1 protein-coding gene is annotated in these 14,638 nt (G+C 68.1%); it reads left to right on the top strand.

Annotated elements, in window-relative coordinates:
• On the top strand, positions 1 to 14,638 hold a 14,638-nt coding region (locus tag ACWEO2_RS43420), incomplete at both ends, for a non-ribosomal peptide synthase/polyketide synthase (protein WP_452410725.1).

Raw genomic sequence — 14,638 nt, 5'->3', positions numbered from 1 at the left:
TAAGTTCGGTGCCGATCGGCGCCCCGGTGTTCAACACCCAGGTGTACGTGCTGGATTCGCGGTTGCGTCCGGTACCGGCCGGTGTTCCGGGTGAGCTGTATCTGGCGGGTGCGCAGTTGGCGCACGGCTATGTTGGTCGCCCCGACCTGACTACTGAGCGGTTCGTTGCGAATCCGTTCGGCACTGCCGAGCGTATGTACCGCACCGGTGACCTGGTCGTGTGGACTGCGCGTGGTGAGTTGGAGTATTTGGGTCGCACCGATTTCCAGGTGAAGTTGCGTGGTCTGCGTATCGAACTCGGGGAGATCGAGTCGGCGCTGACCGCGCAGGACGCGGTGGCGCAGGCAGTCGTAGTTGTGCATTCCGATGAGCGGACCGGCGATCAGCTGGTCGCCTATCTGGTCGCGAACCCGGACCGCGCCATCGTTGTCGACACCGTGAAGAACACCCTCGGCGAGCAGCTGCCCGCCTACATGGTGCCCGCGGCCTATATGGTGCTCGACGCGTTCCCGCTCAACGCCTCCGGCAAGCTGGATCGCAAGGCATTGCCCGCACCGACCTTCGCGGCCAAGGTATTCCGCGCTCCCACCACTCCGGTGGAGGAGATCGTCGCGGGCACCTTCGCCGAGGTGCTCGGTTTGCAGGGCGTCGGCCACGGTGTCGGTCTGGACGACGACTTCTTCGAACTCGGCGGCAATTCGCTGATCGCCACCCAGGTGGCGGCGCGGCTCGGCGCGGCACTGGACACCCAGATCCCGGTGCGTGCGCTGTTCGAGGCCTCGAATGTCGCGGCACTGGCCGCGCTGGTGGAATCGGCCGCCGGAGCGGGCGGCCGGGCCGCGCTGACCGCACAGCCGCGCCCGGAGCTGGTGCCGCTGTCGCTGGCCCAGCAGCGGATGTGGTTCCTCAACCGCTTCGACAACCAGACCGCGGTCAACAACATTCCGGTCGCCATCCGGCTCACCGGCGATGTCGATATCGCCGCGCTGAACGCCGCCATCGGCGATGTGCTGGCCCGCCACGAGGCGCTGCGCACCATCTACCCGGAGCTGGAAGGCACCGGCTATCAGCACATTCTGCACACCGACGAGGTGCGCTTCGAGCTGGCGGCCGAGACGATCGCCCCCGCCGCGGTGCCCGCGCGCGTCGTCGAACTGGCCAGTGTGCACTTCGATGTGACCAGTGCGGTGCCGTTCCGGGCCAACCTGCTCAGCATCGATGACAACAACCATGTCGCGGTGCTCGTCATGCACCACATCAGCGGTGACGGCTTCTCGCTGCGCCCGCTGCTGCGCGATATGGTGCTGGCCTACACCGAGCGCAGCCGTGGCGAGGTGCCCGCGTGGGTGCCGCTGGATGTCCAGTACGCCGACTACGCGCTGTGGCAGCGCGCGGTGCTCGGCAGCGAGGACGATCCGCAATCCGTCGCGGCACAGCAGCTCGCGTACTGGACCGAGCAGCTGGCCGATCTGCCCGATCAGATCGAGCTGCCCGCGGACCGCGCGCGGCCCGAGGTCGCCTCCAATGCCGGTGGCACCCACGGCTTCTCGGTCGACGCCGAATTGCACGCCGCACTGGCCGAACTCGCCCGCGCCCGCGGTGTCACGCTGTTCATGGTGGTCCATGCCGCGCTGGCGACCTGGGCGGCCCGGCTGTCCAACAGCACCGATATCGCCATCGGCACCCCGATCGCCGGACGCGGTGAACGCGCGCTCGACGACCTGGTCGGCATGTTCGTCAATACGCTGGTGCTGCGCAACGAGGTCGATCCGAGCGTCAAGTTCGGCGATCTGCTCGCCCAGGTGCGGCGCACCGATCTGGCGGCTTTCGCCAATGCCGATGTGCCGTTCGAGCGGCTGGTGGATGTCATCAGCCCGGCCCGGTCGCAGGCACATCACCCGCTGTTCCAGGTGGCGCTGACCTTCGAGGCCGCATCGGCCGCCGATATGGGCACCGTCGCGTTGCCGGGTGTCGAGCTGTCCGTGGTCGAATTCGATCCGGGCACCGCCAAATTCGATGTGCAGCTGACCGTTGGCGAGGCCGCCGACGGTGCGCTCGGCATGTCGTGGAACTACGCCACCGAACTGTTCGATCCGGAGACGGTGGCCTCCTTCGCCGATCGTCTGGTGCGCATTCTGCGCAGCGTGGTCGAGGATCCCGAAATCGTCATCGGCGATATCGACCTGCTCGGTGAGGCCGAGCGGCTCAATGTTTCGCAGCGCTGGGTGTCTTCCGGATTGGACAGTGGCGCCGAGCGATTCAGTGCTGTCGGTACTACGCTGGTGGATCTGTTCGAGCAGGCGGTGGCCGCGCATCCGGACAATACCGCGGCCAAGTTCGGCATCGAATCACTGACCTACGCCGAACTGGACCGGCGCGCGAATGTGCTGGCGCGCAGGCTGATCGCCGACGGCGCCGGTCCGGAGTCGCTGGTCGCGGTGATCCTGCCGCGCTCACTCGACCTGGTGGTCGCGCTGCTCGCGGTGGTGAAGACCGGTGCGGGCTATGTGCCGGTGGATCCGACCTACCCGGCCGACCGCATCGCCTATGTGCTCGAGGATTCGCGTCCGACCAGCGTGATCCTCGATTCCACGGTCCAGGTGAGCGTGCCCGCCGAACTGCCGACCGTGGTCCTCGATGGATTCGCGGTGGAGACCGGCAATATCGAGGACGCCGACGACGCCCCGATCACCGACGCCGACCGCCTCGCGGCGCTGGGCCCGGACAATGTGGCGTATGTGATCTACACCTCCGGTTCGACCGGACGCCCGAAGGGTGTCGCGGTCGCGCACCGGAATGTGGTGCGGCTGTTCGCCAATACCGATCGCGACTTCGGCTTCGGCCCCGACGATGTGTGGACGCTGTTCCACTCCTACGCCTTCGACTTCTCGGTGTGGGAGCTGTGGGGTCCGCTGCTGTTCGGCGGCACCCTGGTGGTCGTCGATTACTACACCTCGCGCTCGCCCGAACAGTTCCTGGAACTGCTGCGGGTGGAACAGGTCACGGTGCTCAACCAGACACCGTCCGCGTTCTACCAACTGGCCGAGGCGGATCGCAATGCCGCGCCGGATGCCGAACCGCTGGCGCTGCGCTATGTGGTCTTCGGCGGTGAAGCCCTCGAACTGCGCAGGCTCGCCGATTGGGTCGCCCGACATGGTGACGGTGCCAAGAAGCGCTCCGCGGGTTCCGCGCCGACCGCTCCGCTGCTGGTCAATATGTACGGCATCACCGAGACCACGGTGCACGTGTCCTACCGCGCGCTGGATGCCGCGACCATCGCCGCCGCCTCCGGCAGTGTGGTCGGCCGTGCCATCGCGGGTCTGCGCGTGTACGTGCTCGACAACCGGCTGCGGCCGGTGCCGGTCGGGGTCGCGGGCGAAATGTATGTCGCGGGACCGCAATTGGCCCGCGGCTACCTCGGCCGCCCCGATCTGACCACCACCCGTTTCGTCGCGAACCCGCTCGCCGACGCCGATGCGGCGGGCACGCGCCTGTACCGCTCCGGCGACCTCGCGCGCTGGAACCGCTTCGGCGAACTGGAATACCTCGGTCGCGCCGACGATCAGGTGAAGGTGCGCGGTTTCCGCATCGAACTCGGTGAGATCGAATCGGCGATCCTGGCCCAGCCCGGTATCGCCCAGGCCGCGGTCATCGTGCGCGAGGATCAGCCGGGCGATCAGCGGATCGTTGCCTATGTGGTCGCCGAACCCGACGTGACCCCCGACCTCGATGTGGTGCGCACCGGTGCGGCGCAACGACTTCCGTCGTATATGGTGCCCGCGGCGCTGGTGCGGCTCGAGTGGATCCCGTTGACCGTCAACGGCAAGCTGGACCGCCGCGCGCTGCCCGCACCCGCGGTGCAGGCCAAGGCATTCCGCGCCCCGGTCACCCCGGTGCAGGAGACGGTGGCCGCGGTCTTCGCCGATGTGCTCGACCTGCCTCGGGTCGGCGTCGACGACGACTTCTTCGACCTCGGCGGCAACTCGCTCATCGCGACCAGGGTGGTATCCCGGATCGGCGCGGCCCTGGGCACCACGGTGCCGGTGCGCGCACTGTTCGAGGCCTCCACCGTGGAAGGGCTTGCGGCTCGGGTGGAATCGCATGCCGACGGTGCGGCGCGGGCCCGGCTGCTCGCCCGTCCGCGCAAGGCCGACGAACTGGTGCCGCTCTCGTTCGCACAGCAGCGCATGTGGTTCCTGAACAAGTACGACACCGCATCGGCGGCCTACAACCTGCCGATCGCCATCCGGCTCACCGGCGCATTGGATACCGATGCGCTGCGCTTGGCGGTGGCGGATGTGGTGCGCAGGCACGAATCGCTGCGCACCCGCTACCCGGAGCACGGTGGCACCCCGGTACAGGTGATCGTGCCCGCCGACGCGATCGCGCTGGATCTGCAGCCGGTTTCGGTCGATCCGGCCGAGCTGACCGCGGTGGTCACCGAGTTCGTGACCACCGGATTCGATGTCTCCGAACAAGTTCCGCTGCGGACCAGGCTGTTCGCCGCGGGTCCGGACGAACATGTGCTCGTGGTGGTGGTGCACCACATCGCGGCCGACGGCTTCTCCATGGGCCCGCTGACCCGCGATGTCATGCTCGCCTACAGCGCACGCGCCCAGGACGCCGCGCCCGGTTGGGCGCCACTGTCGGTGCAGTACGCGGACTTCGCGATCTGGCAGCGGGAGGTCCTCGGCTCCGAGGACGATCCGGCATCGCTGATGGCGCATCAGGTCGCGCACTGGCAGCGCGTGCTCGATGGTGTGCCCGACGAACTGCCGCTGCCCACCGACCGGCCGCGCCCCGCGATCGCCTCGCATCGCGGCGCGACCCTGCAGACCGAACTGCCCGCCGAACTGATCGCGGCGTTGGAAGGTATTGCGCGCCAACGCGGTGCGTCGCTGTTCATGGTGATGCACAGCGCGCTCACGGTGCTGCTGGCCCGGCTGTCGGGCACCGACGATATCGCCGTCGGCTCGCCGATCGCCGGACGCGGTGAGCAGGCACTCGACGATCTGGTCGGCATGTTCGTCAACACGCTCGTGCTGCGCACAGGGGTCGACCAGTCCGAATCGTTCACCGAACTGCTGGATCGGGTGCGGTCGAGCGACCTGGACGCCTTCGGCAACGCGGACGTGCCATTCGAACGCCTCGTGGAACTGCTCGCCCCGGAACGCTCCCAGGCGCGCAATCCGCTGTTCCAGGTAATGCTCGCGTTCCAGAACCTGGACCGCACCGCGCTGGAACTGCCCGGTCTTTCGGTGTCCGCGCTGGACCTCGAAGAGAACGTCGCCCGGTTCGACCTGCAGTTCACGCTGTCGGAGACCGGTTCGACCGGAATGACGCTGGCGCTCACCTACGCCACCGAGTTGTTCGACGAGTCGAGCGCCGCGCTGATCACCCAACGGTGGCGGCGCGTACTCGAGGCCATCGCCGCCGACCCGACGGTCACGGTGGGCACCATCGATGTGCTCGATGCCCAGGAGCGGGCCGATCTCATCGCCCGCACCGGCGCTCCCGCCGTCGCCCCGCGCACGCTGCCGGATCTGTTGACCGCAGCCGCCGCGCGCGATCCGCAGGCGACCGCGCTGGTGTTCCGTGGCGATACGGTGACCTATGGGCAGCTGGACGAGCGCTCGAACCGCTTGGCCCGCTTGCTGATCGCCGAGGGCATCGGCACCGAGGATCTGGTCGCGGTCGGTGTGCCGCGGTCCGCGGATTCGGTGTTCGTCGCCCTGTCGGTGTCCAAGACCGGTGCGGCTTTCGTGCCCGTCGATCCGACCTATCCGGCCGATCGCATCGCACATATGGTCACCGATTCCGCCTCACCGGTGGGTATTACGGTGGCCTCGGCACGTGCGGGTCTGCCGGATTCGGTGCGCTGGCTGGTGCTCGAGGATCTCGATCTCGATGCCTTCGATGCTGGCCCGATCACCGACGCCGACCGGGTCCGGCCGCTTCGCCCGGAGAACCCGGCATACGTCATCTACACCTCCGGTTCCACCGGTGTGCCCAAGGGTGTCGTGGTCTCGCATGCGGTGCTGGCGAACTTCAGCACCGCGCAGATCGAGAACTACCGACTCGATGCCGAATCCCGCGCACTGCATTTCGCCTCGCCGAGCTTCGACGCCTCGATCCTCGAGCTGCTGCTCGCCCTCGGGCCGGGCGGTGCGCTCGTGGTGGTGCCGACCGGTGTCTACGGCGGCGAGGAGTTGGCCGAACTACTGCGCGCCGAGCGTGTCTCACACGTCTTCATCACGCCCGCCGCGCTGGCGACGCTCGATCCGACCGGACTCGACGCATTGCGCGTGCTGGCGGTCGGTGGCGAGGCCTACCCGCCGGAGCTCATCGCGAAATGGGCGACACCACTGGCGGACGGCACGATTCGCCGCTTCCACAATGTTTACGGCCCGACCGAGACCGCCATGGTGGTCAATATCAGCGATCCGCTGGCGGCGGGTGATCCGATGCCGATCGGCGGTCCGATCCGCGGTATCCAGTCGCTGATCCTCGACAACCGGTTGCAGCCCGTTCCGGTGGGGGTCGCGGGTGAGCTCTATATCTCGGGTATCCAACTGGCGCGTGGCTACCACGCGCGGGCCGGGCTGACCGCGGACCGCTTCGTGGCGAACCCGTACGTTGCGGGTGCGCGGATGTACCGCACCGGTGACGTGGTGCGCTGGACGAACAGCGCTGAGGTCGAATACGTCGGCCGCTCCGACTTCCAGGTCAAGGTGCGCGGCTTCCGCATCGAACTCGGTGAGATCGACGCCGCGCTGGCCTCGCACGAGACCGTCGACTTCGCCGTCACCGTCGGCCACAAGAGCACCGGGGGCGCGACCTCGCTGGTGTCGTATGTGGTTGCGGCGCACGGGCATTCGATCGATGTGGCCGAGCTGACCGGGCATGTCGAAGAGCGCCTGCCCGCCTATATGGTGCCGTCGTCGGTGATGGTGATCGACCACGTTCCGCTGACCCCGGTCGGCAAGCTGGACCGCAAGGCGCTGCCGGAGCCGGTATTCGCGACCGAGGTCGTCTTCCGTGCGCCGCGCACCCCGATCGAGCACACCATCGCCGAGGTCTTCGCCGAGGTGCTCGGTGTGGATCGCGTCGGTGTCGACGATTCGTTCTTCGCACTCGGCGGCGACAGCATCGTCTCCATTCAGCTGGTCTCGCGGGCCAAGGCGCGCGGTGTCGTCTTCACCCCGCGCCACGTCTTCGAACAGCGCACCGTGGCCGGACTCGCCGCGGTCGCCGAGACCGCCGAGGGCACCGAATCCAGTGTCGAGACGCTGGCCGAGCTGCCCGGTGGTGGCATCGGCGCCATGCCGCTGACCCCGGTGGTCCGCTTCATGGCCGAGCGCGACGGCTCGTTCGGCCGGTTCAACCAGACCATGGCACTCGAGCTGCCGGTCGGCATCGATCGGGCCGGTATCGCGAGAACCGTTGGCGCGGTGATCGATCGCCACGACATGCTGCGGGCGCGGCTGTACCGCGACGGTGACGACTGGATCGTCGACACCGCCGCACCCGGCACGGTCGACGTCGACGCGCTGATCGACCGCACCGAATTCGATGCGGGTGTGGACACGGCCGGACTGGTCGAAATCGCCGCCGCCGCGCTGGATGCCTCGCTGGATCTGCTGGATCCGGCCGCTGGCGTGGTGATCCGGTTCGTCTGGCTGGAGCCGTCGGACGGCAGCCGCGGCGGCCGACTCATCGTGGCCGCGCATCACCTGGTGGTGGACGGTGTTTCCTGGCGCATCCTGGTGCCGGACTTCGTCACCGCATGGGGCCAGCTGACCGCGGGCCAGGATCCGCAGCTCGTCGCGCCCGCCACCTCGATGCGGGCCTGGGCGCACGCATTGCAGCGCGAGGCCGAAAGTGCCCGGCGGGTGGCCGAACTCGACTACTGGCGTTCGGTGGTCGCCACCGCGGATCCGCTGCTGACCGAGCGGCCGATGGATCCCACCGTGGATACCTCCGGTGTCATCGACAAGCTGCAGGTCGAGGTGTCCGCCGAGGTCACCAAGGCGCTGTTGACCACGGTGCCCGCGCTGTTCCACGGCGGTGTCAACGACGGTCTGCTCACCGCGCTCGCCCTGGCGACCGCGAAGTGGCGCGCGCGCCGCACCGGCAACCGCACCGACGACGCGCTGTTGCTGCGCCTGGAAGGCCATGGCCGCGAAGAGGACATCGTGCCCGGCGCCGATCTGTCCCGCACGGTCGGCTGGTTCACCGCGATCTTCCCGGTTCGCTTCGATCTGTCCGGCATCGATATCGATGCCGCGCTGACCGGCGGCCCGGCCCTCGGCAAGGCCGTCAAGGCCGTCAAGGAACAGCTGCTCGCGGTGCCGGACAAGGGCATCGGCTACGGCCTGCTGCGCTATATGAATGCGGCGACCGCCACCGAACTGCCCGCCGCGCAGCCGGGCCAGGTGAGCTTCAACTACCTGGGCCGCGTCTCCGAGGGCGATGTGCCCGAGGCGCTGCGTGGCTTCGGCTGGATCCCGGCCGCGGAACTCGGCGCGCTCGGCGGCGCCTACGACGCGGATACGCCCGCGATGGCGTCGCTGGATATCAATGCCATCGTGGTCGGCGACAAGCTGACCGCGAATATCGGCTACCCGACCACGCTGCTGGACGTCGCGCAGGTCCGCGAATTCGGCGAGTTGTGGACCACCGCGCTGGAAGCGGTTGCCCGGCACGCCAATTCGAACGGTGCCGGTGGGCATACACCATCCGATTTCGCCCTGGTGCGCTCGACCCAGCGCGATATCGACAACTGGGAGCAGCGCTTCCCGACCTTGGCCGATATCTGGCCGCTGTCGGCGCTGCAGGCGGGTCTGCTCTTCCACGCGCGCCTGGCCGCCACCTCGGTGGACGTCTACACCGCGCAGGCCGTGCTGACGCTCACCGGACGGGTGGACGCGACCCGATTGCGGTCGGCCGCACAGGCTCTGGTGGATCGCTACGAGAGTCTGCGCACCGCATTCGTCACCGATAACGACGGCAACCCGGTGCAGGTGGTGCTCGACAGCGTCCGCGTCGCCTGGGCCGAGCACGACCGGATCGAATCCGGCGACGGCGCCGACCTCATCGCCGCGGACCGCGCCCAGCGTTTCGATCTGACCGCGCCGCCGCTGATCCGGTTCACCCTGATCCAGGTGGCGCAGGATCGTTGGCAGTTCGTGGTCTCCAACCACCACATCCTGCTCGACGGCTGGTCCATGCCGCTGCTCATGCGGGATCTGCTGGTGCTCTACGCGGCTCACGCCGATGCCAATGTGCTGCCGGCGGTGCGCTCCTACCGGCACTTCCTGGAATGGACCAGGCAACAGGATCATGCGGCCTCGGTGGCCGCGTGGGCCGATGCGCTGCGCGGTGTCAGCGAACCCACGCTGCTGTCGCGTCCGGACGCGGGCCGCGAGATCACCTCGCTGTCGGGCGAATACTTCTTCGAACTCGACGAGCGGGCGACCGCGCGACTGACCGAACTGGCCGCATCCCTCGGTGTCACGCCGAATACCGTGCTGCAGGTCGCCTGGGGCATCCTGATCGGCCGGATGACCAGCCGTGACGATGTGCTGTTCGGTACCACGGTGTCCGGGCGTCCGGCGCAGCTCACCGGTGTCGAATCGATGGTCGGCCTGTTCATCAATACCGTTCCGGTGCGGGTGCGCTTCGATCCGTCGGAATCGGCGGGCGAGTTGCTGACCCGTACCCAGGGCGAGCAGGCGGATCTGCTCGATCACCACTATGTCGGCCTGGCCGATATCCAGTCCGTCGCCGGTATCGGCGGCCTGTTCGACACGCTGGTGGTCTTCGAGTCCTACCCGGTCGATGCCGAGGGCATCCGGGCCCAAGCCGCCGATATCGATGGCATGGCGGTCGTCGATATGCAGGCCGCCGACGCCACCCACTACCCGCTGACCCTGATCGCAGGGCTGGACACGCAGCTGCGGATCCGCGCGGGCTACCTGCGCGACCTGTTCGACGAGCAGACGGTGCGCCGCATTGCCGATCGACTGGTCCGGGTGCTGACCGCGATCACCACCGAACCCGGCGTGCCCGTCGGGGATATCGAACTGCTCGACACCGCCGAGCGCGAGCTGGTGGTGTCGGCGTGGAACGACACCGCGCACCAGGTAGACGCTGTGTTGTCGGCTCGCTCCGCAGGCTCCGCTCACGGGTCGACGCTGGTCTCGATGTTCGAGGCCCAGCTGGCCGCGACCCCGGACGCGACCGCGCTGACGTTCGAGGGGACGAGTCTGACCTACGCCGAATTCGGCTCCCGGGTCTTCGGTTTGGCGCGCTGGCTCATCGAACGCGGTGTCGGCCCGGAATCGTATGTGGCCCTTGGTATGCGGCGCTCCATCGATCTGGTGGTCGGCATGTATGCGGTGACCGTGGCCGGTGGCGCGTATGTGCCGCTGGATCCGGATCATCCGGCCGACCGCACGGAATACATTCTCGCCACCGCCGATCCGGTCTGCGTGCTGACCTCCGGCGACGATCTGAAGATCGATACCGCCCAGGTGCGCATCGACCTGCTCGACCTGTTCGGGCTGTCGGATGAGCCGGTCACCGACGCGGAACGGTGGGCGCCGCTGCGTCCGTCGAATACCGCCTACGTGATCTTCACCTCGGGTTCGACCGGTCGTCCGAAGGGCGTCGCGGTCAGCCATGCGGCGATCGTGAACCGCCTGGTGTGGATGCAGTCGGCCTACGGTCTGACCGGCGCCGATGCCGTACTGCAGAAGACGCCCGCGACGTTCGACGTCTCGGTGTGGGAGTTCTTCTGGCCGTTGCAGATCGGTGCGCGCCTGGTCGTTGCGCGCCCGGACGGACATCGCGATCCGGCCTACCTCGCCGAGATCATCACCGCCGAGCGGGTCACTGTCACCCACTTCGTGCCGTCCATGCTGTCGGTCTTCGTGGCCGATGCGGCGGCCGGGCGGTGTGAGTCGCTGCGGCTGGTCTTCGCCTCCGGTGAGGCGCTGCCGCCCAAACCCGCGCATCGCCTGCGCGAGTTGACCGGTGCGGCACTGCACAACCTGTACGGTCCGACCGAGGCCGCGGTCGACGTCACCTTCCACGAGGTGGTCGCGACCGATTCCGACACCGTGCCGATCGGTGCGCCGGTCTTCAATACCCAGGTGTACGTGCTGGATTCGCGGCTGCGGCCGGTGCCGGTCGGTGTCGCGGGTGAGCTGTACCTCGCGGGCACTCAGCTGGCGCGCGGCTATGTCGCACGCCCGGATCTGACCAGCGACCGTTTCGTGGCCAACCCGTTCGGCGGCGCGGGCGCGCGCATGTACCGCACCGGTGACCTGGTGGCCTGGACGGCCGACGGTGAGCTGGAGTACTTGGGCCGCACCGACTTCCAGGTGAAGTTGCGCGGTCTGCGCATCGAACTCGGCGAGATCGAGCAGGCGCTCACCGCGCTGGACGAGGTCGCCCAGGCCGTGGTCGTGGTGCGCGGTGATCAGCACACCGGCGATCAGCTCGTGGCCTACGTCATCGCGACGCCGAACCTGCGGCTGGATATCGAGACCTTGCGCGAGGATCTGGGGCGGCAGCTGCCCGCCTATATGGTGCCCTCGGTCGTCATCGTGCTCGACGAATTCCCGCTCAACGCCTCCGGCAAGCTGGACCGCAAGGCACTGCCCGCACCGGTATTCGAGGCCGCGGTATTCCGTGCGCCGACCACACCGGTCGAGGAGATCATCGCCGCCACCTACGCCGATGTGCTCGGCCTGAAGCGCGTCGGTCTCGACGATGACTTCTTCGCGCTCGGCGGCAACTCGCTCAGCGCCACCCAGGTCGCCGCCCGGCTCTCGGCCGCGCTGGATACCGATCTCGGTGTCCGCGAACTCTTCGAGGCCTCCTCGGTGGCGGCACTCGCGGCCCGTGCGGAGTCGCGGGCCGGTGCCGGTGCGCGGTCGGCGCTGGTGCCGCAGCAGCGTCCCGAGCGGGTGCCGCTGTCGCTGGCGCAGCAGCGCATGTGGTTCCTCAACCGCTTCGATCCGGAATCGGCCGTGGACAATATCCCGGCCGCGGTGCGGCTTTCCGGTCTGCTGGACCGGCAGGCACTGCAGATCGCGGTCGCCGATGTGCTGGCCCGCCACGAATCGCTGCGCACCTACTACCCGGAGGTCGACGGCACCGCGTACCAGCTGACCGTCTCCACCGGGAAGGTGATCCCGGATTTGACGCCGGTCGATGTCACCGAGGCCGAACTGCCGCGGCGCCTTGCCGAGGTCATGCTGAGCGGTTTCGATGTCACCGCCGAGGTCCCGTTCCGGGCCCGGCTGTTCGAGATCAGCCCGACCGAACATGTGCTGGCCCTTGTGGTGCACCACATTTCGGCCGACGGCTTCTCGATGGGCCCGCTGACCCGCGATGTGATGACCGCCTATGCCGCCCGCGTCGACGGCGGCGAACCCGCCTGGCGGCCGCTCGAGGTGCAGTACGCGGACTACGCGCTGTGGCAGCGCGAGGTGCTCGGCGCCGAAACCGATCCGGAGTCGGTGATCTCCGGGCAGATCGAGTTCTGGTCGAAGGCCCTGCGCGGGCTGCCCGAACAGCTCGACCTGCCCGCCGACCGGCCGCGTCCGGCGGTGGCATCGGGTCGCGGTGCGACGCATGTCTTCGAGATCGATGCCGAAACCCATGGCAAGCTCACCGAACTCGCCCGCAGCAGGGGCGCGACGCTGTTCATGGTCGCGCACACCGCGCTGGCGGTTCTGTTGGCTCGCATGTCCGGTGAGGAAGATATCGCGATCGGCACCCCGGTCGCGGGCCGTGGTGAACGCGCGCTCGACGACCTGATCGGCATGTTCGTCAACACCCTGGTGCTGCGGACCCCGATCGAGGGCGAGGCCACCTTCACCGAGTTGCTGCGCACCGTGCGCGGCATCGATATCAGCGCATTCGGGCATGCGGACCTGCCGTTCGAACGCCTGGTGGAGATTCTGAACCCGGCCCGTTCGCAGGCGCGGCATCCGCTGTTCCAGGTGATGCTCTCGTTCCAGAACACCGGCCAGAACAGCCTGGAACTGCCCGGACTCACCGTAAGCGGTGTCGAACTGCCCATCGATGTGGCCAAGTTCGATCTGCAGCTGGTGCTTTCGGAGCAGACCGCGACCCCGACCAGCACCGCCAACGGTGCCGGTGCCACCACGGTCGCGCCGTCGGGCATTACCGCCGAATTGATCTACGCCACCGATCTGTTCGACGCCGACACCATGGCCGAATTCGGGCACCGGTTCAACCGGCTGCTGCGGGCCGTCGCGGCCGAACCGGATCGGGCCATCGGCGATATCGGCCTGCTCGACGAGCGGGAAACCGAACTGGCGCTGCGTGGTTGGAACGACACCCAGCGTGCGCTGGGTGCGGTCGGCACGCTGGTGGACGAGTTCGCCAGGCAGGCGGCGGCCACGCCGGATGCGGTCGCGATCGTGGATCCGGCGACGGGTGCTTCCTGGACCTATGCCGAATTCGGTGCGCGCGTGCACCGGTTGGCGCGTCGACTCATCGAAGCCGATGTCGGCCCGGAAAAGCTGGTCGCCCTTGGTCTGCGGCGTTCGGTCGACTTGGTGGTCGCGGCGTACGCGGTGCACGAGGCCGGTGGTGGGTATGTGCCGCTGGATCTCGATCAGCCTGCGGAGCGGATCGGCTATGTGCTCGATTCGGCCGCGCCGGTGTGTGTGCTGACCACCTCGCGCGACGACTTCGACGGCACCGGTCTGCCCGCACTCGTCATCGACGAGCTGGATCTGTCCGGGTACTCCGACGAGCCGGTCACCGACGCCGAGCGGATCGAACCGCTGCGCCCGAGCAACCCGGCGTACGTGATCTTCACCTCGGGTTCGACCGGTCGCCCGAAGGGTGTTGCGGTCCCGCATGCGGCGGTCGTCAACCAGATCCGTTGGATCACCGGCGAATACGGCATCGGTGCCGATGATGTGGTGCTGGTCAAGACCCCGGCCACGTTCGACGTGTCGGTGTGGGAACTGTTCGGCCCCTTGTCCACCGGTGGCCGGATCGTGGTGGCGAGCCCGGGTGGGCATCGTGACCCGCAATATCTGGCGGAAGTCATTGCCGCTGAGCGGGTCACTATGACCTCGTTCGTGCCTTCGATGCTGACCGTGTTCGCGGGCAGTGTGGATGCTGCCGGTGGTGCGGCGCTGGAATCGCTGCGTGCCTTGCTCATTGCCGGTGAGGCGTTCACCGCCGATGCGGCGCAGGCCATTCGCAAGGTGAGTTCTGCCGAGCTGTACAACCTCTACGGCCCAACCGAATTCACCGTCCACGCGACCCACGGCCCCGTTGCTGAAAAGGTCGATGGCGCCGTGCCGATCGGCCTGCCGGTGTGGAATTCGCAGGCCTACGTGCTGGATTCGCGTCTGCACCCGGTGCCGCCGGGTGTCGCGGGTGAGCTCTATCTCGCGGGTGCGCAGTTGGCGCGCGGTTACTTCGGACGTACCGATCTGACCGCGGATCGCTTCGTGGCCAACCCGTTCGGCGCGTCCGGTGCCCGCATGTACCGCACCGGTGACCTGGTCACCCGCAATGCCAACGGGGCCATCGTTTACTTGGGCCGCACCGACTTCCAGGTCAAGCTGCGTGGTCTGCG

It is taken from the genome of Nocardia sp. NPDC004278 (genome assembly GCF_053602975.1).
This window is presented reverse-complemented; position numbering and strand designations above follow the sequence as displayed.